The sequence below is a fragment of the Candidatus Pseudomonas auctus genome, assembly GCF_048654275.1.
In the GTDB taxonomy this organism is placed as follows: Bacteria; Pseudomonadota; Gammaproteobacteria; order Pseudomonadales; family Pseudomonadaceae; genus Aquipseudomonas; species Aquipseudomonas pharyngis.
In genome coordinates this window covers 60876-84561 of record NZ_JBJYZK010000004.1, presented here as the reverse complement: position 1 = coordinate 84561, position 23686 = coordinate 60876, and the positions used below count along the sequence as shown (strand labels likewise).

The 23686-nt window shown below is 60.8% G+C and carries 24 protein-coding genes; 21 read left to right on the top strand and 3 right to left on the bottom strand.

Annotated features, from left to right (window positions below):
* The first annotated feature begins 63 nt into the window (after positions 1-63).
* The 7 genes from alc (at position 64) to ACKUG4_RS09425 (ending at position 6607) form a co-directional block, all read left to right on the top strand.
* Positions 64-1059 (top strand): allantoicase, encoded by a 996-nt coding sequence (alc, locus tag ACKUG4_RS09455; protein ID WP_007960036.1) that lies wholly within the window; start codon positions 64-66, stop codon positions 1057-1059.
* Positions 1060-1179: 120 nt separating this feature from the next.
* Complete coding sequence (locus tag ACKUG4_RS09450) at positions 1180-1683, top strand: ureidoglycolate lyase (protein WP_027613342.1); 504 nt, start codon at positions 1180-1182, stop codon at positions 1681-1683.
* A gap of 51 nt (positions 1684-1734) precedes the next feature.
* Complete coding sequence (locus ACKUG4_RS09445; protein WP_039769892.1) at positions 1735-3048, top strand: urate hydroxylase PuuD; 1314 nt, start codon at positions 1735-1737, stop codon at positions 3046-3048.
* A gap of 168 nt (positions 3049-3216) precedes the next feature.
* Entirely contained in the window at positions 3217-4575 is a 1359-nt protein-coding gene (locus ACKUG4_RS09440; RefSeq protein ID WP_039769891.1) for a nucleobase:cation symporter-2 family protein, read from the top strand.
* An 87-nt stretch (positions 4576-4662) separates the two neighbouring features.
* On the top strand, positions 4663-5448 hold the full coding sequence (locus ACKUG4_RS09435; protein ID WP_445433881.1) for an outer membrane protein OmpK: 786 nt from the start codon (positions 4663-4665) through the stop codon (positions 5446-5448).
* Position 5449: 1 nt separating this feature from the next.
* On the top strand, positions 5450-5791 hold the full coding sequence (locus ACKUG4_RS09430; RefSeq protein ID WP_129973340.1) for a hypothetical protein: 342 nt from the start codon (positions 5450-5452) through the stop codon (positions 5789-5791).
* Positions 5792-5821: 30 nt separating this feature from the next.
* Positions 5822-6607, top strand: coding sequence for an outer membrane protein OmpK (locus ACKUG4_RS09425; RefSeq protein ID WP_445433880.1), 786 nt, complete (start codon positions 5822-5824; stop codon positions 6605-6607).
* A gap of 123 nt (positions 6608-6730) precedes the next feature.
* Here the strand turns inward: ACKUG4_RS09425 and ACKUG4_RS09420 are convergent, their stop codons facing one another.
* Positions 6731-7903 (bottom strand): patatin-like phospholipase family protein, encoded by a 1173-nt coding sequence (locus ACKUG4_RS09420; RefSeq protein ID WP_445433879.1) that lies wholly within the window; start codon positions 7901-7903, stop codon positions 6731-6733.
* Positions 7904-7939: 36 nt separating this feature from the next.
* Entirely contained in the window at positions 7940-8872 is a 933-nt protein-coding gene (locus tag ACKUG4_RS09415; RefSeq protein WP_064594584.1) for a lipid A biosynthesis lauroyl acyltransferase, read from the bottom strand.
* Between the two features lie 117 nt (positions 8873-8989).
* Between ACKUG4_RS09415 and minC the strand changes: the two genes are divergently transcribed.
* From minC to ACKUG4_RS09375, 8 genes are all read left to right on the top strand, one after another.
* Positions 8990-9727, top strand: coding sequence for a septum site-determining protein MinC (minC, locus tag ACKUG4_RS09410; protein WP_039769884.1), 738 nt, complete (start codon positions 8990-8992; stop codon positions 9725-9727).
* Between the two features lie 169 nt (positions 9728-9896).
* Positions 9897-10709, top strand: a complete 813-nt coding sequence (gene minD / locus ACKUG4_RS09405) for a septum site-determining protein MinD (RefSeq protein ID WP_039769880.1) — start codon at positions 9897-9899, stop codon at positions 10707-10709.
* Positions 10709-10963 (top strand): cell division topological specificity factor MinE, encoded by a 255-nt coding sequence (minE, locus tag ACKUG4_RS09400; protein WP_007960071.1) that lies wholly within the window; start codon positions 10709-10711, stop codon positions 10961-10963. The genes minD and minE overlap by 1 nt, the downstream gene beginning before the upstream one ends.
* 91 nt (positions 10964-11054) lie before the next feature.
* The gene (locus ACKUG4_RS09395; protein WP_039769876.1) at positions 11055-11690 is read left to right on the top strand and encodes an RluA family pseudouridine synthase; all 636 of its coding nucleotides are present in this window, start codon (positions 11055-11057) and stop codon (positions 11688-11690) included.
* Between the two features lie 46 nt (positions 11691-11736).
* Positions 11737-12837: a hypothetical protein gene (locus tag ACKUG4_RS09390; protein WP_445433878.1), complete on the top strand. Its 1101-nt coding sequence runs from the start codon at positions 11737-11739 to the stop codon at positions 12835-12837.
* A gap of 76 nt (positions 12838-12913) precedes the next feature.
* Positions 12914-14203: a M18 family aminopeptidase gene (locus ACKUG4_RS09385; RefSeq protein WP_085649360.1), complete on the top strand. Its 1290-nt coding sequence runs from the start codon at positions 12914-12916 to the stop codon at positions 14201-14203.
* A 197-nt stretch (positions 14204-14400) separates the two neighbouring features.
* Positions 14401-14577 carry a hypothetical protein gene (locus ACKUG4_RS09380; protein ID WP_165369545.1) on the top strand — a complete coding sequence of 59 codons (177 nt, stop codon included), beginning with the start codon at positions 14401-14403 and terminating at the stop codon, positions 14575-14577.
* Between the two features lie 76 nt (positions 14578-14653).
* On the top strand, positions 14654-16813 hold the full coding sequence (locus ACKUG4_RS09375) for a mechanosensitive ion channel family protein (RefSeq protein ID WP_445433877.1): 2160 nt from the start codon (positions 14654-14656) through the stop codon (positions 16811-16813).
* Between the two features lie 441 nt (positions 16814-17254).
* Here ACKUG4_RS09375 and ACKUG4_RS09370 read toward each other — a convergent pair whose 3' ends face one another.
* On the bottom strand, positions 17255-17968 hold the full coding sequence (locus tag ACKUG4_RS09370; RefSeq protein WP_085701120.1) for a UTRA domain-containing protein: 714 nt from the start codon (positions 17966-17968) through the stop codon (positions 17255-17257).
* Between the two features lie 351 nt (positions 17969-18319).
* Here ACKUG4_RS09370 and ACKUG4_RS09365 point away from each other — a divergent pair, with 351 nt between their 5' ends.
* From ACKUG4_RS09365 to ACKUG4_RS09340, 6 genes are all read left to right on the top strand, one after another.
* Positions 18320-19384 (top strand): ABC transporter substrate-binding protein, encoded by a 1065-nt coding sequence (locus tag ACKUG4_RS09365; RefSeq protein ID WP_039769868.1) that lies wholly within the window; start codon positions 18320-18322, stop codon positions 19382-19384.
* A 181-nt stretch (positions 19385-19565) separates the two neighbouring features.
* Positions 19566-20372, top strand: a complete 807-nt coding sequence (locus ACKUG4_RS09360) for an alkaline phosphatase family protein (RefSeq protein WP_085649359.1) — start codon at positions 19566-19568, stop codon at positions 20370-20372.
* 5 nt (positions 20373-20377) lie between these two features.
* Complete coding sequence (locus tag ACKUG4_RS09355; protein WP_172829520.1) at positions 20378-21214, top strand: ABC transporter permease; 837 nt, start codon at positions 20378-20380, stop codon at positions 21212-21214.
* Positions 21201-22001: an ABC transporter permease gene (locus ACKUG4_RS09350; protein WP_039769862.1), complete on the top strand. Its 801-nt coding sequence runs from the start codon at positions 21201-21203 to the stop codon at positions 21999-22001. The genes ACKUG4_RS09355 and ACKUG4_RS09350 overlap by 14 nt, the downstream gene beginning before the upstream one ends.
* Positions 21998-22987, top strand: a complete 990-nt coding sequence (locus tag ACKUG4_RS09345; RefSeq protein ID WP_445433876.1) for an ABC transporter ATP-binding protein — start codon at positions 21998-22000, stop codon at positions 22985-22987. Before ACKUG4_RS09350 ends, ACKUG4_RS09345 begins: the two co-directional genes overlap by 4 nt.
* A 34-nt stretch (positions 22988-23021) precedes the next feature.
* Complete coding sequence (locus tag ACKUG4_RS09340; protein ID WP_085613511.1) at positions 23022-23675, top strand: HAD family hydrolase; 654 nt, start codon at positions 23022-23024, stop codon at positions 23673-23675.
* Positions 23676-23686: the final 11 nt, after the last annotated feature.

The following is a 23686-nucleotide window of genomic DNA, read 5'->3' as shown; positions in this document are numbered from 1 at the left end:
CGCTTGCGTTTCCCAGGGCCTTGCAAGCATCCCCAGCCACTTATTTAAAGGCAGACAAGAAGAATGAAAGCTTACGCCGTACCTTTCGAGAAGTTCGTCAACCTGGCCGATGCCCGTCTGGGCACCAAAATCATCTCGGTCACCGATGACTGGTTCGCAGACGCCAATCGTCTGTTTCAGCCGACCCCGGCCGTGTGGAAGGAGGGCGTGTTCGATGACAACGGCAAGTGGATGGACGGCTGGGAGTCCCGCCGCAAGCGCTTCGAAGGCTACGACAGCGCGGTGATCCGCCTGGGCGTACCGGGTTCGATCAAAGGCGTGGACATCGACACTTCATTCTTCACCGGCAACTTCCCGCCATCGGCCTCGCTGGAAGCCTGCTTCCTGGCGTCGGGCGAGCCGGACGAAAACACCCAGTGGACTGAAGTACTGTCGGCCGTCGAGTTGCAGGGCAACAGCCACCACTACCACGAAATCAGCAACGACAAGGCATTCAGCCACCTGCGCTTCAACATCTACCCGGATGGCGGCGTGGCCCGTCTGCGCGTATACGGCATTCCGTTCCGCGACTGGTCCGCTGTTGGCGACAACGAGCAAGTCGACCTGGCCGCAGCCCTCAACGGTGGCCGCGCCCTCGCCTGCTCCGACGAACACTTCGGCCGCATGAGCAACATTCTCAACCCGGGCCGTGGCATCAACATGGGCGACGGCTGGGAAACCGCACGTCGTCGTACCCCGGGCAATGACTGGGTGATCGTCGCGCTGGGCCACCCGGGCGAGATCGAAAAAATCATCGTCGACACCCTGCACTTCAAGGGCAACTACCCGGACACCTGCTCGATCCAGGGCGCGTTCGTCAAGGGCGGCACCGACAGCCAGATCGAAACCCAGTCGCTGTTCTGGCGTGAACTGCTGCCAAGCCAGAAGCTGGAAATGCACGCCGAACACACCTTCGTCGAGCAGATCAAGGCACTGGGCCCGATCACCCACATCCGTCTGAACGTGTTCCCGGATGGTGGTGTGAGCCGCCTGCGCGTACTGGGCAAGGTCGCTAAATAAGCGCTGAACCCGATCGCCAGCAGGCTGGCTCCCACAAGGGAATGTATTCCAGATGTGGGAGCTGGCCTGCCAGCGATAGCAACAGAACCAACAACACAGAATTCGGATAAGAAGAACAGCATGCGCACACTGACGATTGAACCGCTGACCAAAGAAGCCTTCGCCCCTTTCGGTGACGTGATCGAAACCGACGGCAGCGATCACTTCATGATCAACAACGGTTCGACCATGCGCTTCCACAAACTGGCGACGGTCGAAACCGCGACGCCTGAGGACAACGCGATCATCAGCATCTTCCGCGCCGACGCGCAGGACATGCCGCTGACCGTCAGCATGCTGGAACGCCATCCGCTGGGCAGCCAGGCTTTCATCCCGCTGCTCGGCAACCCCTTTCTGATCGTGGTCGCGCCACTTGGCGATGTACCTGTATCAGGCTTGGTCCGCGCCTTCGTCACCAACGGCAGGCAGGGCATCAATTACCATCGCGGCGTCTGGCACCACCCGGTGCTGACGATCGAAAAGCGGGATGACTTCCTGGTGGTTGATCGCAGTGGCACAGGCAATAACTGCGATGAGCATTTTTTCAAAGAGGATGAGCGTTTGATCCTCGCCCCCCACCAATAAGAGAAGGTCTGATCACTCGACAACAAGAGTGACAGGCGAGAGGTAAAGACTGTGGAAGCACATCTGTTGGAATGGCTGAACCTGAGCGTGCGCTGGGTTCACATGATCACTGGCGTGGCCTGGATCGGCGCGTCGTTCTACTTCGTCTGGCTGGAGAACAACCTCAACCGCGTCAACCCGAAAACCGGTCTTGCCGGTGATCTGTGGGCGATCCACGGCGGCGGAATCTATCACCTGGAAAAATACAAACTGGCCCCTCCGTCGATGCCGGAGAACCTGCACTGGTTCAAATGGGAAGCCTACTTCACCTGGATGTCGGGGATCGCGCTGCTGTGCGTGGTGTTCTACTCCAACCCCGTGCTCTACCTCGTGGCACCCGGCAGCGGCCTGACCGGCCCTGAAGGCGTGGCCATCGGCATCGGTTCGCTGATCGCCGGCTGGTTCATCTACGACTTCCTCTGCGACTCGCCTCTGGGCAAGAAACCGGCCCTGCTCGGCTTCATCCTGTTCGTGCTGATCATCGGCGCGGCGTATGGCTTCAGCAAGGTATTCAGCGGTCGCGGTGCCTACCTGCACGTCGGCGCGATCATCGGCACCATCATGGTCGGCAACGTGTTCCGCATCATCATGCCGGCCCAGCGCGCACTGGTGGCCGCGATCGCCGAGAACCGCACGCCGGATCCGGCCCTGCCGGCCAAAGGCCTGCTGCGTTCGCGTCACAACAACTACTTCACCCTGCCGGTGCTGTTCATCATGATCAGCAACCACTTCCCGAGCACCTACGGCAGCCAGTACAACTGGCTGATCCTGGCCGGGATCGCCGTGCTGGCGGTGTTGGTGCGTCACTACTTCAACACCCGTCACGACAGCCACAAGTTTGCCTGGACCCTGCCGGTTGCAGCGGTGGGCATGATCAGCCTGGCGTACGTCACCGGCCCGGCGCCGATGTCGACCGCGCCGGACGTGGCCAAGGCCCCTGCGAAAATCGAGTACCAGCCACTGCCGGAAACGGCGCTGGGTGGTGGCGCGAAACCGGCTGAAGCGGCACAACCGGCAGCCCCTGCCGCTCCTGCTGCCGCTCCGGCCCAGGCGTCCAATGCCGGCCCGGGTTTCGACAAGGTGCACTCGGTGATCCAGGAACGCTGCGCGGTCTGCCACTCGGCCAAACCGACCAGCCCGCTGTTCAGCGCTGCCCCGGCCGGTGTGATGTTCGACACCCCCGAGCAGATCCGCCAGAACGCGGCACGGATCCAGGCGCAAGCCATCACCACGCAGATCATGCCACTGGGCAACATCACGCAGATGACCCAGCAGGAACGTGACCTGATCGGTGCATGGATCGCCCAGGGAGCCCAGACCAACTAAGCAGTAAAAGCATCGCTGGCAAGCCAGCTCCCACAGGGTTTGCACTGCCTGTGTGGGAGCTGGCTTGCCAACGATTAGCCGCAACGCGGTTTACCTGATGCAAAGAAACAGCTGTGAGCAACCCGGCAGCTGTTCAATCACAAGAATAAAAAAGATCCGAGGTGTTGCATGTCCGAGCTGTCCAAAGCGCGCATCCCCGACGCACCCGCCATTCAGCGTTTGCCCCTTTTGCAACTGATCCTGGTCGGTTTGCAACATGTACTGCTGATGTACGGCGGCGCCATCGCGGTACCGCTGATCATCGGACAGGCCGCTGGCCTGAGTCGTGAAGAAATCGCCTTCCTGATCAACGCCGACCTGCTGGTCGCCGGCATTGCCACCATCGTGCAGTCCTTGGGCATCGGCCCGATGGGCATCCGCATGCCGGTGATGATGGGCGCCAGCTTCGCCGCCGTCGGCAGCATGGTCGCCATGGCCGGCATGCCGGGCATCGGTCTGCAGGGAATCTTCGGCGCAACCATCGCCGCCGGGTTCTTCGGCATGCTCATCGCGCCGTTCATGTCCAGGGTCGTGCGCTTCTTCCCTCCTCTGGTGACTGGCACGGTCATCACCTCGATCGGTTTGTCGCTGTTTCCCGTGGCCGTGAACTGGGCCGGTGGCGGCGCCGCCGCTGCGCAATTCGGTTCACCGATTTACCTGGCCATCGCCGCACTGGTGCTGGCCACCATTCTGTTGATCCACCGCTTCATGCGCGGTTTCTGGGTCAATATTTCCGTGCTGATCGGCATGTGCCTGGGCTACGTGCTCTGCGGCGCCATCGGCATGGTCGACCTGAGCGGCATGGCCAACGCGCCGTGGGTTCAGTTCGTCACCCCGCTGCATTTTGGCATGCCGAAATTCGAACTGGCACCGATCCTGTCGATGTGTCTGGTGGTGGTGATCATCTTCGTCGAGTCCACCGGGATGTTTCTGGCGCTGGGCAAGATCACCGGCCAGGAAGTCTGCCCGCGCATGCTGCGTCGCGGCCTGCTGTGTGATGCCGGCGCGTCGTTCTTCGCCGGATTCTTCAACACCTTCACCCACTCCTCCTTCGCGCAGAACATCGGCCTGGTGCAGATGACCGGCGTGCGCTGCCGCTCGGTGACCATCGTCGCCGGCGGTCTGCTGATCGTCCTGAGCCTGCTGCCCAAAGCCGCGTTCCTGGTGGCGTCGATTCCACCAGCGGTACTGGGAGGCGCGGCGATTGCGATGTTCGGCATGGTCGCGGCCACCGGCATCAAGATTCTGCAGGAAGCCGACATCGGCGACCGGCGCAACCAATTGCTGGTAGCCGTGAGCATCGGCATGGGCCTGATCCCGGTGGTGCGTCCGGAATTCTTCGCCCACCTGCCATTGTGGATGAGCCCGATCACCCACAGCGGGATCGCCATGGCCACCCTCAGCGCGCTGACGCTGAACCTGCTGTTCAACATCCTCGGCGGCGCCGAACGCGCCGCGATCAACGACTGCCACGCACACCCGCACTGATCCGAAGAGTAAAAAAAGGGGGCTCGCCCAAGCCTGCCCCCTCGCGACAGCTTTGCCTCAAACAATAAAAACAAGAGGGAGCAACAGATGATCCGGACTCAAACCAGCGTGTTGTTGGGCGGCGGCCTGCTGGCCGCCTCGCAAGCCATGGCCGGCGATTTACTGCTATGGCAGACCAACAGCCTGAGCTACCTGTACGGCAAGAACTTCGCGATCAACCCGTCGATCCAGCAGACGGTGACGTTCGAGCACGCCGACAAGTGGAAGTACGGCGACAACTTCCTGTTCGTCGACAAGATCTTCTACAACGGCCAGGAAGACCGCAACAAAGGGCCCCACGCGTTCTATGGCGAATTCAGCCCGCGCCTGTCGTTCGGCAAGATCTTCGACAGGAAGCTGGAGTTCGGCCCGATCAAGGACGTACTGCTGGCCATGACCTACGAGTACGGCGAAGGCGACAGCGAGGCCTACCTGATCGGCCCCGGCTTCGACCTCAAGGTGCCGGGCTTCAACTATTTCACCCTGAACTTCTACCGCCGCCAGACCGAAGGCCCGCGCCCCGGCGACGGCGTCTGGCAGATCACCCCCGGCTGGTCCTACAGCATTCCCGTGGGCAATTCCGACCTGTTGATCGACGGCTATCTGGACTGGGTGGTCGACAACGATCAGAACTCGCGCGGCACCTATCACGCCAACCTGCACATCAACCCGCAGATCAAATACGACCTGGGCAAAGCCCTCGGCTGGGGTGAAAAGCAGGTGTACGTCGGCACCGAATACAGCTACTGGAAAAACAAATACGGGGTCGAAAACACCCACAGTTTCGACACCAACCAGAACACCGCCAGCCTGCTGGTCAAGGTGCACTTCTAAGATGACCCGCAACCGTGCCCCGTACCTGTCGTCGGTGCTCTGTTGCGGGGCACTTGAGGCCTGGCCGTTGAGTCAGTATTCTCCGCGGCCTCCTGAATTCGGTCTAAAAAAAAGCCCGAATTTAATTTCTGACCGAAAAGCCAACTTATCCAGGCTTCGGTCAGTACCGAGGCATCCCGAAAACACGCTCAATCGACTGTTTTTCAGCAGCCGACGGGCGTTTTTTTGCTTTTCGAAAAGCCTTGGCTCAGCTCTTGCTAACAGCATGAAAGCTGACCGGATGGATGATTTTTTGCTGCAACGAAAAAAGGCGCCACACCAGAGCGCCGACTCAAAAAAATAAACGTGGAACACCTACTTTGGGAGCAACCGAATGAAACGTATGTGCACCAGCCTGATGCTTGCGGGATCGCTGCTGGCAGGGGGTCAGGCCATGGCCGACGGCCTGCTGCAATGGCAGAACAACAGCCTGACCTACCTCTATGGCAAGGACTTCCAGGTCAACCCGCGCATTCAGCAGACCGTCACCTTCGAGCACGCCGATGCCTGGAAGTACGGCGACAACTTCGTGTTCGTCGACAAGATCTTCTACAACGGCAAGGATGACGGCGGTGTCGGCTCGAACACTTACTACGGCGAAATCAGCCCGCGTCTGTCGTTCGGCAAGATCTTCGATCAGAAACTGGCTTTCGGTCCGGTCACCGACGTACTGCTGGCCATGACCTACGAATTCGGTGAAGGCGATACCGAGTCGTACCTGATCGGTCCAGGCTTTGACCTGGCGATCCCGGGCTTCGACTACTTCCAGCTGAACTTCTACCAGCGCCACACCGAAGGCTCCCGCGCCGGTGACAACGTCTGGCAGATCACCCCGGTCTGGTCCTACACGATTCCGGTCGGCGACTCGAACATCCTGATCGACGGCTTCATGGACTGGGTGGTCGACAACGACTCCAACTCCAAAGGCGATTACCACGCCAACCTGCACTTCAACCCACAGGTCAAATACGACCTGGGCAAGGCGCTGAGCATTGGCCAGAAGCAGCTGTATGTGGGTGTCGAGTACGACTACTGGTCGGACAAGTACGGGATCAAGGACAGCCAGTACTTCAAGACCGATCAGAGCACCACGAGCTTCCTGGTGAAGTTCCACTTCTGATCCTGGTGTCAGTGGCGTCTGAAAGGACGCCTTCGCGAGCAAGCCCGCTCCCACACTGGTTTTGTGTCGTTCACAAAACCAGTGTGGGAGCGGGCTTGCTCGCGAATGGCGGCACCACAAATCTCAAGCGGGAGCGAACGCCGCGGTTATCCCGAGAAACCGGCACAGCTCATCGCGCTTGGCCAGGGCATCGCGCCGCCCCAGGTCGATCAATTCGCTGCAATACCCCGCCTCGAACAGCAAGTAACTCAACACCCCTGCCCCGCTCGTTTTGGTCGCCCCCGGCCCACGCAGAAACAGACGCAACGCCGCCGGCAATTCCTGACGATGCCGCGCCGCGATTTCATCGATCGGCTGACTTGGTGAAATCACCAACACTTCCACCGGCGCCACACCCAGAGCGCGGGTCGGCGTGCCTTCGGGCATCAGATGACTGAACTGGTTCAGACGCTGAAGCAGCTCGATATCGCTTTCCAGGCTATCAATGAAGGTGCTGTTGAGCATGTGCCCGCCGATCTGCGCCAGCGTCGGCTGCTGCCCGGTATAGGCGCGCTCCAGCGGTTGCGCCGGATCGAAACCACGCGGGTTGCCGCTGACACCCACCACCAGCACCCGGCTCGCCCCCAGGTGCAGCGCCGGACTGATCGGTGCCGATTGCCGCACCGCGCCATCACCGAAATACTCATCGCCGATTTTCACTGGTGCGAACAGCAACGGGATCGCCGAACTGGCCAGCAAGTGTTCCACCGACAACTGCGTCGGCACACCGATGCGCCGATGACGCAGCCAGGAATCGATGGTGCCGCCACCCTGATAGAAGGTCACTGCCTGCCCGGACTCGTAGCCGAACGCCGTCACCGCCACCGCGTGCAGTTGCTTGCGCGCGATGGACTCGGCGATGCCGGGCAGGTGCAGTTTTTCGTTGAGAAGATGACGCAGCGGCGAGCTGTCGAGCAGCGCCACCGGCATTTGCCGGCCCATGCCCAGCAGGCTGTGACTGACGAAACGACTGGCCTGACGGATCACTCCCGGCCAGTCGCTGCGCAACACCCGATGGCTGCGAAAGCCTTGCCAGAACAGCGTCAGGCGTTCGATGGCGGCGCGAAAATCCGTAGCGCCACTGGCCAGGCTGACCGCGTTGATCGCCCCGGCCGACGTGCCGACAATCACCGGAAACGGATTGTCCGCCCCCAGCGGCAACAATTCGGCAATCGCCGCCAGCACCCCCACCTGATACGCCGCCCGAGCCCCGCCGCCGGAAAGAATCAAACCTGTGACCGGTTCAGCTGGGCTCATCGCAACGCTCCGTGGTGCTTGTGGGGATGGGTCGAATCAACCGCGTTTGGCGTACAGCTTCGGCTCGCCCGGAGGCCGGCTCTTGAAACGCCGGTGTGCCCACAGGTATTGCTCGGGGCACTCACGCAACACGCCTTCGACCCACTGATTGATGCGGATGCAATCTTCTTCTTCGGTCTCGCCCGGGAAACCTTCCAGCGGCGGATGGATCACCAGACGATAACCGCTGCCGTCCGCCAGACGTTCCTGGGTGAACGGCACCACCAGTGCCTTGCCCAACCGGGCGAACTTGCTGGTGGCGGTGACCGTTGCGGCCTGAATACCGAACAGCGGCACAAAGATGCTCTGCTTGGCGCCGTAATCCTGATCCGGCGCGTACCAGATCGCCCGGCCCGCGCGCAGCAGTTTGAGCATGCCGCGCACGTCGTCACGTTCCACCGCCAGCGAATCAAGATTGTGCCGCTCGCGGCCCTGACGCTGGACGAAGTCGAACAGCGGGTTCTTGTGTTCGCGGTACATGCCGTCGATGGTGTGCTGCTGGCCGAGCAGCGCCGCGCCGATTTCCAGGGTGGTGAAATGCACCGCCATCAGAATCACGCCCTTGCCTTCGCGCTGGGCCTTCTGCAAATGCTCAAGACCTTCGACGTGGGCCAGTTTCGCCAGGCGCTGACGCGACCACCACCAGCTCATCGCCATTTCAAAGAAGGCGATGCCGGTGGAGGCGAAGTTTTCCTTGAGCAGTCGCTTGCGCTCGGCGGCGGATTTTTCCGGGAAACACAGTTCCAGATTGCGCTTGGCGATGCGCCGCCGGTCGCCGGCGAAGCGATACATCAGGGCACCGAGAAAACGACCGATGGCCAGCAACGCCGGATACGGCAGTTGCACGGTCAGCCACAACAGCCCGAGGCCGCACCAGAGCGGCCAGAAGCGTGGGGCAAGAAATGCTTTTCGAAAACGCGGGCGATCCATTAAAGCTTCCGTAAATACAGTGGCCGCGCATTCTACATCGTTCGACCCGGCTTGCGGCCTGCGGGCGTTCTCGTTATAAGTCTCGGCACTTTTAGTGACAAGCCGTTGTATGCCCACATGAGCCAAACCGAACCGAAAGACCAAGATCCCGTGTTCCAGCTGAAGGGCAGCATGCTCGCCATTACGGTGCTGGAGCTGTCCCGCAACGACCTGGACAGCCTCGATCGGCAATTGGCCGCCAAAGTCGCCCAGGCACCGAATTTCTTCAGCAACGCGCCGCTGGTTCTGGCGCTGGACAAACTGCCGCCAAGCGAAGGCGCCGTCGACCTGCCGGGCCTGATGCGCGTGTGCCGTCAGCACGGCCTGCGTACCCTGGCGATCCGCGCCAGCCGCATCGAAGACATCGCCGCCGCCATCGCCATCGACATCCCGGTGCTGCCGCCGTCCGGCGCCCGCGAACGACCGCTGGAAGCAGCCGAACCCGTCGCCCCGAAGAAGCCGGAAAAGCCGTCGGAGCCGGCCGTCAAACCGACCCGCGTCATCACCACGCCAGTACGTGGTGGCCAACAGATATATGCGCAAGGTGGCGATCTGGTGGTGGTTTCCTCGGTCAGCCCGGGGGCGGAACTTCTCGCCGATGGCAACATCCATGTATACGGCCCGATGCGCGGTCGTGCGCTGGCCGGGGTCAAGGGCGACACCAAGGCGCGGATTTTCTGTCAGCAATTGAGCGCTGAACTGATCTCCATCGCAGGCCATTACAAGGTTTCCGAGGACCTGCGTCGCGATCCGATGTGGGGTTCGGGCGTACAGGTCAGCCTGTCGGGCGACGTGTTGAACATCATTCGGCTTTAACGGATACTGCCGCATTTTCCAAGCATCTCTAAAACGTAGCGAAAACGGCTCAAACGAAGTAGGAAAAAGGCCAAAAGCCGAATTCCAGCCAAGGCTGTCCGACTGCAGTAGTTTTCTAGAGATGTTTTTCAGGGGCTGAACAGTCCTTCTTCCTTAGGGGTGAAACACCTTGGCCAAGATTCTCGTGGTTACATCCGGCAAGGGTGGTGTGGGTAAGACCACCACCAGCGCCGCTATCGGTACCGGCCTCGCTCTGCGCGGCCACAAAACAGTGATCGTCGACTTCGACGTGGGCTTGCGTAACCTCGACCTGATCATGGGTTGCGAACGCCGCGTGGTGTATGACTTCGTCAACGTCGTCAACGGCGAAGCCAACCTGCAACAGGCCCTGATCAAAGACAAGCGCCTGGAAAACCTCTATGTACTGGCCGCCAGCCAGACCCGCGACAAAGACGCGCTGACCGTCGAAGGCGTGGAAAAAGTCCTGATGGAGCTCAAGGAACAATTCGACTTCGTCGTCTGCGACTCCCCGGCGGGTATCGAGAAAGGCGCGCACCTGGCCATGTACTTCGCTGACGAAGCGATCGTCGTGACCAACCCGGAAGTCTCCTCGGTACGTGACTCCGACCGCATGCTCGGCCTGCTGGCCAGCAAGTCCCGTCGCGCCGAACGCGGCGAAGAGCCGATCCAGGAACACCTGCTGATCACCCGCTACCACCCGGAGCGCGTCGAAAAAGGCGAAATGCTCGGCGTCGAAGACGTCAAGGAAATCCTCGCCGTACGCCTGCTGGGCGTCATCCCGGAATCCCAGGCCGTGCTCAAGGCCTCCAACCAGGGCGTACCTGTGATCCTCGATGATCAAAGCGACGCCGGCCAGGCCTACAGCGATACCGTTGATCGCCTGCTGGGCAAGGAAAAAGAACACCGGTTCCTGAATGTCGAGAAGAAGGGATTCTTCGAGCGTCTGTTTGGAGGTAGGTAATGAACCTTTTTGACTTCTTTCGTGCCAACAAAAAGCCAAGTACCGCCTCGGTCGCGAAAGAGCGTCTACAGATCATCGTGGCGCATGAACGCGGCCAGCGCAGCACCCCTGACTACCTGCCATCCTTGCAGAAGGAACTGGTGGAAGTGATCCGCAAGTACGTCAACATCGGCAACGACGACGTGCACGTGGCACTGGAGAGCCAGGGCAGCTGCTCGATTCTGGAACTCAACATCACCCTGCCAGACCGCTGAGTCGATCCGGCAGGAACGACGGCGGCTCAGGGCCCTTCCGACACCGGAGGGGCCCTGAGCCGCCGTTGGCATTTGTTACGAGGCTGTTTTAATGCCGTTGTCCAACGTCCAAATCATTCATCAGGACGCCGCCGTTCTGGTGGTGAACAAACCGACCCTGTTGCTCTCCGTCCCCGGCCGGGCCGATGACAACAAGGACTGCCTGATCACCCGTCTGCAGGAAAACGGCTACCCGGAAGCACGCATCGTCCATCGCCTGGACTGGGAAACCTCGGGGATCATTCTGCTGGCCCGCGACGCCGACACCCACCGCGAACTGTCGCGCCAGTTTCACGATCGTGAAACAGAGAAAGCCTACACTGCGCTCTGCTGGGGTCAGCCTGAACTGGACAGCGGCAGCATCGATCTGCCGTTGCGCTACGACCCGCCGACCAAACCGCGCCACGTGGTCGATCACGAACACGGCAAGCACGCCCTGACCTTCTGGCGTGTGCTGGAACGCTGCGGCGACTGGTGCCGCGTCGAACTGACACCGATCACCGGCCGTTCGCACCAGTTGCGGGTGCACATGTTGTCCATCGGTCATCCGTTGCTCGGTGATGGCCTTTACGCCCACGAACAAGCCCTGGCCGCCTGGCCGCGTCTGTGCCTGCACGCGAGCATGCTCAGCTTCACCCATCCTCAGTCCGGCGAACGCTTGCGTTTCGAATGCCCGGCACCGTTTTAAGCACTGTCGGACCGACAGCTGCCCGATTTATAGGATTTTGTTCCGGATGAGTTGTACTGATTCCCTGGCAACACCCGTCAAGAAGACCCGTCATCAACTGCTCTACCTGATTTACGGCAATCAGGATGTCTACCGGCGCGAAGCCAAGTTCAGCATCCTGACCGCCCTGTCCCAGGCCAAAAACGGCAAGCGCCCGGCGATCAGAATCCTCACTGACCGGCCGCAGGATTACGAAGGCTGGCCGGTCGACACCGTGCTGCTCGACGAAGCGACCCTGACCCGCTGGCAAGGGCAGAACGGCTATCACCATCGGCGCAAGGCCTGCGCGATTGCCGCCGGTCTGCAACTGGCCGAGAAAACCCTGTTCGTCGACACCGACACGCTGTTCACCAGCCACCCGAGCAGCCTGTTCCAATATATCGAGGCGAATCAGTCGGTGATGGATCGCTTCGAATACGACTGGAAAGACGTCTTCGAGCGACCGGATTACCTGAAGCTCGCTCGCGACCTCAGAGCCCATAGCGTTTGCCCGCAGAACGGTTTCAAGCTCTACAACAGCGGCCTGTGTGGTGTCACCGACCGCGATTCGGCGCTGTTCGAGGAATCGATCCGCCTGATCGATGAATGGACGGCCGACGGATTCGAGATTCACACCATCGAGCAGATCGCCCTGTCCTACGCGATGCGTGAACGGTCGGTGGTGGAAGCGCGCAAACACGTCTACCACTACTTTGCGGAAAAACGCTTCTTCCATGCGATGCAGGCATTCTTCTTCGCTCAGCACGGCGAAAAATTCAGCCAGCGACTGGTGGACCTGTGCGCTGACGTGCCTCGGGTCAAACCCTTTCCGTCCGCCTGGCAGCGCCTGAAGATCAAGTGGAAACTGCGCAACCAGAGCGGCGCCATGCGCAAGGTGGGTCGGGATCTGTTGTATGGCAGCGCCGCGCCGGATCACCCGTACTACAGCGCCTGTCGTCATGAGTGGTGGGAATGCGCCTCGCGGGAGATTCTGCGCTGGGACGAGAGCCGTCAGAAAAAGCTTCTGGAACAGAGTCGCTGGCCAAAACAGCTACCCCGTCCGGACAAGCCTGAAGACGAAAAAGTGATCATGAACTACCTGAAAAAACGCGTGGCCGCCGCTCGTTGACGCAAGCGGCACATGTCATGTCCCAAGCATCAGGCCGATGCGTTAAACTCCCGCCCATTGCTGTCTGGAGCTTCTTATGCGCGAAGAGTTGAACCAAGGCCTGATCGACTTCCTCAAGGCCTCCCCTACCCCGTTCCACGCCACCGCCAGCCTTGTTCAACGCCTGGAGGCCGCCGGTTATGTGCGCCTCGACGAGCGCGAAACCTGGCACACCGAAGCCAATGGTCGTTACTACGTCACCCGTAACGATTCCTCGATTGTCGCGATCAAGATGGGCCGCAATTCGCCGCTGCACGACGGCATCCGTCTGGTCGGCGCCCACACCGACAGCCCGTGCCTGCGGGTCAAGCCACAACCTGAATTGCAGCGCCAGGGCTTCTGGCAGCTCGGCGTCGAAGTCTACGGCGGCGCGCTGCTGGCGCCATGGTTCGACCGCGACCTGTCGCTGGCCGGCCGCGTCACCTTCCGCCGCGACGGCAAGGTTGAAAGCCAGCTGATCGACTTCAAGGCCCCGATCGCGATCATTCCCAACCTCGCGATCCACCTCAATCGTGAAGCCAATCAGGGCTGGGCGATCAACGCCCAGACCGAACTGCCGCCGATTCTCGCGCAGTTCGCCGGTGACGAGCGCGTGGACTTTCGCGCGGTGCTCACCGATCAACTGGCTCGCGAACACGGCCTCAACGCCGACGTGGTGCTGGATTACGAGCTGAGTTTCTACGACACCCAGAGTGCTGCGGTCATCGGCCTGCATGGCGACTTCATCGCCGGCGCGCGCCTGGACAACCTGCTGTCGTGTTACGCCGGCCTGCAAGCCCTGCTGACCGCCGACACTGAAGAAACCTGCGTGCTGGTGTGCAACGACCACGAAGAAGTCGGTTCCTGCTCGGCCTGCGGCGCCGACGGCCCGATGCTGGAACAGACCCTGCGCCGCCTGCTGCCGGAAGGTGAAGAGTTCGTACGCACCATTCAGAAATCCCTGCTGGTCTCGGCCGACAACGCCCACGGCGTACACCCGAACTACGCCGAGAAGCACGACGCCAACCACGGCCCGAAACTCAACGCCGGCCCGGTGATCAAGGTCAACAGCAACCAGCGCTACGCCACCAACAGCGAAACCGCCGGCTTCTTCCGCCATCTGTGCATGGCCGAAGAAGTGCCGGTGCAAAGCTTCGTGGTGCGTAGCGACATGGGCTGCGGCTCGACCATCGGCCCGATCACCGCCAGCCACCTCGGCGTGCGCACCGTCGACATCGGCCTGCCAACGTTCGCCATGCACTCGATCCGCGAACTGTGCGGCAGCCACGACCTGGCTCACCTGGTCAAAGTGCTGAGCGCGTTCTACGCCAGTCGCGAGTTGCCATAATCCTTGAAAAAGCATCGCCAGCAGGCTGGCTCCCACAATGGAATGCATTTCAAATGTGGGAGCCAGCCTGCTGGCGATGGCAATCGAACAATCGACATCACGTCTGGATCAGAACCGGCTCAATTCTGATACACATCAGCACCGTCCATCGAAAACCCACCTAGACTTGAATAATCCCCTTCGACAAGGCTGTCGCCATGATCTCGATGTCCGCGTTTCACTCCATGCTCATTCCCATCCTCGGCGGAATGATTCTGCTGGCCATCGGTTTCAACTTCCGTGACAAGAACGCCGGTGTGTTCGCCATGTGGATCGGCATGCTGATGATCCTGGCCACCGTGGTCTACAAGATCCTTGCCAAACTCAACGAATAAATCCGCGCCCGGCTCGCATTGAATCTGGCGGGCTCGTACACTCGCCCGATCCGCCCCTTGCGAGGTTGACCGCCTAGTGTTTGCTCGTCTTTTTGCCCTGCCCTGCCTCTTTCTCGTTTGCCTGATGACCCTGGTGTCGCCGGCGCCTGCCGACGCCGCCGGTCTGCCGGGATTGCTCACGGGCTCCGGCAAGGCTCAGCCCGAAGCTCAGGAACCGCTCGGCCAGTCTCTGGACGAAGTCATCAAGTCGCTGGAAAACGACAAGCAACGCGCCCAGTTGCTGACTGACTTGAAAAAACTGCGCGACGTTACGAAAAAAGCCCAGGCCACCCCGGAAGAAGGGGTGCTGGGACTGATCGGTGGCACCCTCGCCACTTTCGAAAAACAGTTCTCCGGTGCCGACAGCCCGCTCAATCGCTGGTCCGCCGAATTCGACATGGCCAAGGACGAGCTCAAAGGCCTGATGCTGCCGGCCAGCGAATGGCTGCCGATCATCTTCGCCTTCGCCGTGATCCTCGCGGTCTGGAGCCTGCTCGCCGCCGCGCTGATCTGGCTTGGTCATCGGGTACGCATGCGCTTCGGTCTGACCGAAGAACTGCCGCAACATCCCCGAGCCCTCGACATGCTGCGCTTCGCCCTGCGCAAGCTCGGGCCGTGGATGATCGCCCTGGTCATCACCGTGTACATGAGTTACGCGCTGCCATCGTCGCTGGGCAAAAGCCTGGCGATGGTGTTGGCCTATGCGCTGGTGGTCGGCACCTGCTTCTCGGCCATCTGCGTGATTGCCTTTTCCGTACTCGACGGCCCGCACCGCCACCGGGCGCTGTACATCCTGCGCCACCAGGCCTTCCGCCCGCTGTGGCTGATCGGCAGCTTCGCCGCATTCGGGGAAGCCCTGAGCGATCCGCGACTGATAGCCGGCCTCGGCGTGCACCTGGCCCACACCGCCGCCACCGTCGCCAACGTCCTCGCGGCACTGTCGACCGGTCTGTTCATCCTGCGTTTCCGCCGGCCGATCGCCCACCTGATCCGCAACCAGCCACTGTCCCGCCGCCTGACCCGCCGCGCCCTCAGCGACACCATCGAAATCCTCGGCACCTTCTGGTACGTCCCGGCGCTGGTGCTGGTGGGCATTTCGCTGTTCGCCACCTTCGTCTCCGCCGGCGACACCAGCACCGCCCTGCGCCAGTCGCTGATCTGCACCGTGCTGCTGGTGTTGTGCATGGTGATCAACGGCCTCGTCCGCCGCCATGCCCTCAAGCCTCAACGTGGGCCGAAGCGCCACGCGCTGTATTCCGAGCGCCTGAAAAGCTTCTTCTACACCCTCGCCCATTTGCTGGTGTGGCTGGCCTTCATCGAACTGGGCCTGCGGGTCTGGGGCATGTCGCTGATCGGCTTCACCGAAGGCGAAGGCCACGACGTCAGCGTCAAACTGTTCAGCCTGATCGGCACGCTGATCTTCGCCTGGCTGATCTGGATCCTCAGCGACACCGCCGTGCACCACGCCCTCACCCGCTCACGCAAAGGCCTGGCCAACGCCCGTGCACAAACCATGATGCCGCTGATCCGCAACGTGCTGTTCGTGGCGATCTTCATCATCGCCCTGATCGTTGCCCTGGCGAACATGGGCATGAACGTCACGCCGTTGCTGGCCGGTGCCGGCGTGATCGGTCTGGCGATCGGCTTCGGCGCCCAGTCACTGGTGGCCGACCTGATCACTGGCCTGTTCATCATCATCGAAGACTCCCTGGCCATCGACGACTACGTCGACGTCGGCGGCCACCTCGGCACCGTCGAAGGCCTGACCATCCGCACCGTACGCCTGCGGGACATCGACGGCATCGTCCACACCATCCCGTTCAGCGAAATCAAAAGCATCAAAAACTACTCCCGCGAATTCGGCTACGCCATCTTCCGCGTGGCCGTGCCGTTCAACATGAGCATCGACGAAGCCATCAAACTGATGCGCGACGTCGGCCAGAAAATGCGCACAGACCCACTGCAACGCCGCAACATCTGGTCGCCGCTGGAATTTCAGGGCGTGGAAAGCTTTGAATCCGGCAACGCGATATTGCGTGCAAGATTCAAGACCGCACCGATCAAACAATGGGAAGTTTCACGAGCATTCAACCTGTCGCTGAAACGGCATCTGGACGAGGCCGGACTGGACTTGGCGACGCCAAGGATGAATGTGCAAGTGATCACCGCAGGCGGTGGCGGCCAAACTCAAGAATAGATCCGGAGAATCGGGCCGACTTCAAAGCCCTCATCGCTGGCAAGCCAGCTCCCACAGAGAGCAAAAGCAACACATATGCCCTTCCACCACTCAACACAATGAGCGTTAGCTCGAGTACCGCTTTTGACGTGCCGGCCCCATCGGAAGGCTGAGTGGAGGGATTTATCCGGGGGTGGGAGCGCAGCGACCGTGCGGCGAAGCCGCATGCATCGAGAGGAGGTGCAGCGAAGCAAACCGTAGGCGATGCCCCCGGATGAATCCCGGAACGAAGGAACACCGAGCCAAAGCGAGGGGCCGAACGCCGGGGCCCAGCGTTTTGGTTACTTTGGGGCGTTTGCCAAAGTGACTCGCCGTAAGGGCGAAACCGTCAGCGGCAGCACCCGAAGAAACGGATATGTACACAGTCAATCCAAAACCTGGTCGGCCCAGCGGCCGCCAAGGTCAAACAACATCAACCCCAACGTGAATCGCATCATGCCGCCAAAACTCCAGATCACAATCAATCAACCGCCCGGCCTGATCATAATTAACCCGAGCAATCCTCAACCCCGGACTCCCCACCGAAACCCGCAACGCCGCCGCTGCATCGACCGATAAAGACGTAGGCACAATCTCGAACCGCACCCGCCCATAGTGCAAATCGTAATGCCGCGCATACAGCTCGGTAATCGACTGATTCAGATCAAACTCCAGAATCCCCGGAAAAAACTGCGGATTCAGATAATGCTCCACATACAACACCAGCCGCCCATCGATCCGCCGCGACCGGCAGATCTGAATCACGCTCGACAGCGCCGGCAACTGCAACCACGCACAGACCGCCGCTGAAGCCGGCTGCAACCGCGCCGAAATCACCTCGGTCGACGGCACCCGCCCCTGCGCACTGACCATCGCGTGAAAGTGACTGCGCTGCATCAGGTTGTAAGCCAGACGCGGTGGCGACACGAACCAGCCACGCCGCTCCTCGCGATAAATCTGCCCTTGCGCCTCCAGCTGCAACAAGGCTTCGCGTACCGTAATTCGCGTCGTGCCGAACAGCTCACTGAGCTTGCGCTCGGCCGGCAACTTGCTCCCCGCCGCCAGCAACCCATGGTCGAGTTGCTCCTGAAGGATCTGGCCAATCGCTGTCACCGCTTTTGTTGCCTCATCGCGCATCAACGTTACCTATCTGGACTAGACCAGCACTGTTTCGGGGCAAAACCGCACAGCAATCGTGCCGTCCGGTTGTGTTGCAAGCCTAGGCAGTGCAGATGACCGAGAGATGACAAAACTACCGAACGGTCGCCCTGACAACTTGCAATACATCGGCCAAGTCCCTTGCCCACCGGGACTTGGCGGGTGGTCTACGCTTACCGGGCACTCGCTGATACCGGAGATAGAAAAGGCTGGGCGCGCCATCGCCGACATCAAAGTGTCATCGAGCCCCCTTAAATTGGCTCAGGTATTGCTGACCTAGACCAACACAAACCGCAATTGCAGCGTTGAACACGACCAAGGAGCTTTGGAATGAAACAGTTTTTCCTGGCATCACTGTTAGGCTCGACCATTGCCATGTGCACCGCCGCCATGGCGGCTGACGATCTGAAAACCCTCGAGGCCGCTGCGAAAGCGGAAGGCGCCGTCAACAGTGTCGGCATGCCCGATGACTGGGCCAACTGGAAAGGCACCTGGGAAGACCTGGCAAGGAAATACGGCCTGAAACACATTGACACCGACATGAGCTCGGCCCAGGAAATCGCCAAGTTCGCCGCCGAAAAAGACAACGCCACCGCCGACATCGGCGACGTCGGCGCCGCGTTCGGTCCGATTGCGGTCAAGCAGGGCGTAGTGCAACCGTACAAGCCGAGCACTTGGGACCAGGTGCCGGACTGGGCCAAGGACAAGGACGGCAACTGGGCGCTGGCCTACACCGGCACCATCGCCTTCATCGTCAACAAGAAGCTGCTGCACGGCTCCGAAGTACCGACCAAATGGGCTGACCTCAAGGGCGGCAAATACAAGGTTTCCATCGGTGACGTGAGCACCGCCGCACAAGCTGCCAACGGCGTACTCGCCGCCGCACTGGCCAACGGCGGCGACGAGAAAAACATCCAGCCTGCCCTGCTGCTGTTCGCGGACATCGCCAAGCAGGGGCGCCTGTCGATGGCCAACCCGACCATCGCCACCATGGAAAAAGGCGAGATCGAAGTCGGCGTGGTCTGGGACTTCAACGGCTTGAGCTACAAGGCCAAGATGGCCAACCCGGATGACTACGTGGTGCTGATCCCGTCCGATGGTTCGGTGATTTCCGGCTACACCACCATCATCAACAAATACGCGAAGAACCCGAACGCCGCCAAGCTGACCCGCGAATACATCTTCAGCGACGCCGGCCAGACCAACCTCGCCCGCGGCAACGCTCGCCCGATCCGCGCCGAGCACCTGCAACTGCCGGAAGACGTGAAGGCCAAGCTGCTGCCGAACGAGCAGTACAAAAAGGTCACGCCGATCAAGGACGCCGATGCCTGGGAAAAAACCTCCAAGGCCCTGCCGCAGAAGTGGAATGAAGAAGTCATCGTCGAGATGAAATAAAGCGGCTGATCACCCTTTTGTGATCTGCTGAAGATCCAAATGTGGGAGCGGGCTTGCTCGCGAATGCGGTGGATCAGTCAAAAAATTATCGACTGACACTCCGCTTTCGCGAGCAAGCCCGCTCCCACAGGGGGATCCGGGTTGAACCTGAAATTTTCTGTTTCGCGGAGTTTTTGCCCCTATGAAGCACACCGTCATCCTTGTCGTGCTCGACGGCCTCAACTACGAGGTCGCGCGTCACGCCATGGGGCATCTGCAGGCTTACGTTGGCGCAGGACGCGCGGCGCTCTACCAGTTGGAGTGCGAGCTGCCGGCCTTGTCCCGACCACTTTACGAATGCATCCTCACCGGTGTGCCGCCGATCGACAGCGGCATCGTCCACAACAACGTCTCGCGCCTGTCCAACCAGCGCAGCATCTATCACTACGCCCGCGATGCCGGCCTGAAAACCGCTGCCGCGGCGTACCACTGGGTCAGCGAGCTCTACAACCGCTCGCCGTTCGTGGCGGCACGGGATCGGCATACCGATGACCCGACGCTACCGATCCAGCACGGCCACTTCTACTGGAACGATCACTACCCGGATTCGCACCTGTTCGCCGACGCGGAAAACCTGCGCCTGCGCCATGCACCGGACTTTCTGCTGATCCACCCGATGAACATCGACGACGCCGGCCACAAGCACGGCCTCGACACCCCGCAATACCGCAACAGCGCACGCAGCGCCGACATCATCCTCGCCGACTACCTGCAAGGCTGGCTCGACGCCGGTTGCCAGGTGCTGGTGACCGCCGACCACGGCATGAACAACGACCGCTCGCACAACGGCCTGCTGCCGGAAGAGCGCCAGGTACCGCTGTTCGTGATCGGTGATGCGTTCAGCCTGAACAGTGACGCTGCACCGAAGCAGACCGACATCTGCGGCACCGTCTGCGAACTGCTCGGCGTGCCCCACGACAAACCTGTGTGCCGGGAGTTGCTCAAGTGAACTCAATGACTCGCGGCAAATGGTTGGCCGCCCTGTGCCTGGTGCCTTTCGCGCTGTTCTTTATCGTGTTCGAAATCGCCCCGCTGATCTGGGTGATGATCAACAGCCTGCAATCGGAAGAGTTCGGCTGGGGCTTCGCCAACTTCAGCAAGATCTTCAATTCGAAGTTCTATTTGCAGGCGATCCGGTACAGCCTCGAAATCAGTTTCTGGTCGAGTGTGTTCGGGATCATCATCGCGGTGCTGGGTGCGTATTCTCTGCGCCGGGTCGACTCGAAACTGCGCAACTTCGTCAACGCCTTCGCCAACATGACCAGCAACTTTGCCGGCGTGCCCCTGGCCTTCGCGTTCATCATCCTGCTCGGCTTCAACGGCAGCATCACCATCATGTTGAAGCAGGCCGGGATCATCGAGGACTTCAACCTGTATTCGAAAACCGGGCTGATAATCCTCTACACCTACTTCCAGATTCCCCTCGGCGTCTTGCTGCTGTACCCGGCATTCGACGCACTGCGTGAAGACTGGCGCGAATCCGCCGCACTGCTCGGCGCCGACAGCTGGCAGTTCTGGCGCCACATCGGCCTGCCGGTACTGACCCCGGCCCTGCTCGGCACCTTCGTGATTCTGTTGGCCAACGCCCTCGGCGCCTACGCCACGGTTTACGCGCTGACCACCGGCAATTTCAACGTGCTGCCGATCCGGATCGCGGCGATGGTCTCCGGCGACATTTCCCTCGATCCGAACCTGGCCAGTGCCCTGGCCGTGGTGCTGGTGGCGCTGATGACCCTGGTGACCGTCGTGCATCAACTGCTGCTGAAGAGGAGCTACCATGTCTCGCGCTGAATCCGGACCGGCCGGCGTCTACCACCGCGTCGTGGTCTATCTGTTGTTCGCCATCCTGCTGCTGCCGCTGGTGGGCACGCTGATCTATTCGATCGCCAGCAGTTGGTCGGCCACCATCCTGCCCAGCGGTTTCACCTTCAAGTGGTACCTCCAGCTGTGGAGCGATCCGCGTTTTCTGCACGCCTTCGGCCAGTCGTTGCTGGTGTGCGTCGGCGCGCTGTTCCTGTCGGTGGTGCTGATCCTGCCGCTGCTGTTCGTGGTGCATTACCACTTCCCGAAACTCGATGCGCTGATGAACATCCTGATCCTGCTGCCCTTTGCGGTGCCGCCGGTGGTGTCGTCGGTGGGGCTGTTGCAGCTCTACGGTTCCGGGCCGTTCGCGATGGTCGGCACGCCGTGGATCCTGATCGGTTGCTACTTCACCGTGGCGCTGCCGTTCATGTACCGGGCGATCACCAACAACCTGCAAGCGATCAACCTGCGCGACCTTATGGACGCCGCCCAACTGCTCGGCGCCAGCACTTTTCAGGCAGCCTTCCTGGTAGTGCTGCCGAACCTGCGCAAAGGCCTGATGGTCGCGTTGCTGCTGTCGTTCTCGTTCCTGTTCGGTGAGTTCGTGTTCGCCAACATCCTGGTCGGCACTCGCTACGAAACCCTGCAGGTTTATCTGAACAACATGCGCAACAGCAGCGGCCACTTCACCAGTGCGCTGGTGATCTCCTACTTCTTTTTCGTGCTGGTCCTGACCTGGGTCGCCAACATCTTGAACAAGGACAAAAGCGAATGAGCTATGTCAGCGTCCAACACCTGCAAAAAAACTACGCGGGCACCACGGTGTTCAGCGACATCAACTGCGAAATCCAGAAGGGCGAATTTGTCACCCTGCTCGGCCCGTCCGGCTGCGGCAAATCCACCCTGCTGCGTTGCATCGCCGGGCTGACGCCGGTGGATGGCGGCCAGATTCTGCTCGATGGCGTCGACATCGTGCCGCTCACCCCGCAGAAACGCGGGATCGGCATGGTGTTCCAGAGCTACGCGCTGTTCCCCAACATGACCGTGGAGCAGAACGTCGCCTTCGGCCTGCGCATGCAAAAGGTCAATGCCGACGACAGCCAAAAACGGGTTGCCGAAGTGTTGAAGCTGGTTGAACTCAATGATTTCGCCAGTCGCTATCCGCATCAGCTGTCCGGCGGTCAATGCCAGCGGGTCGCCCTCGCCCGCTCACTGGTGACCCGTCCGCGCCTGTTGCTGCTGGATGAACCGCTGTCGGCCCTCGATGCGCGGATTCGCAAACACCTGCGCGAACAGATCCGTCAGATCCAGCGCGAACTCGGCCTGACCACGATTTTCGTCACACACGATCAGGAAGAGGCCCTGACCATGTCTGACCGGATTTTCCTGATGAATCAGGGAAAGATCGTACAAAGCGGCGATGCCGAAACCCTCTACACCGCGCCGGTCGACGTGTTCGCCGCCGGCTTCATCGGCAACTACAACCTGCTGGATGCCGAGAGTGCGTCGAAGCTGTTGCAGCGGCCGATCAGCCACCGCATCGCGATTCGCCCGGAGGCCATCGAGCTGAGCCTCAACGGCGAACCCGATGCGCAAATCCGCAGCCACAGCCTGCTGGGCAACGTGATTCGCTATCGCGTCGAAGCTCGGGGCGTGGAACTGGTGGTGGATGTGCTCAACCGCTCGGCGGCGGATCTGCATCCCGACGGTCAGCGCCTGTCACTTTCCATCGATCCCACCGCCCTGTGTAAGGTAGCCTGATGACTTTGCTGACACCCAAGAGGGAACTGAACTGATGGCCCTGGCAATTTTTGATCTGGACGACACCCTGATCCACGGCGACTGCGCCACCCTCTGGTGCGAGCAGATGGGGCGCCTGGGCTGGGTCGATCCCGAGTCGTTCATGCGCAGGAACAACGAGCTGATGGACGCCTACAGCCATGGCAAGTTGCGCATGGAAGACTACATGGACTTCAGCCTTGAACCGATGATCGGACGTACCCCTGAGGAAGTCGAGCATCTGGTCGGGCCGTGGGTTGAAGACTTCATCGAGCCGATCATCTTCAGCGACGCCACCAAGACCATCGCCGCTCACCGCAAGGCCGGCGACCGGATCCTGGTGATCTCGGCCTCGGGCACGCACCTGGTCAAACCCATCGCCGAGCGGCTGGGCATCGACGAGGTCCTGGCAATCGAGCTGGAAGTGGCGCACGGCGTCTACAGCGGCCACACCGTGGGCACCCTGACCTATCGCGAAGGCAAGATCACCCGTTTGCTGGAATGGCTGGACGCCGAAGAGGAAAACCTTGAGGGCGCGAGTTTCTATTCCGACTCACGCAATGATCTGCCGCTGCTGTTGAAAGTGGATTACCCGCATGTGGTCAATCCGGATCCGGTATTGCTTGCAGAGGCCGAGAAGTCCGGCTGGCCGATCCACCTCTGGAAATAGGCGATTGGCTT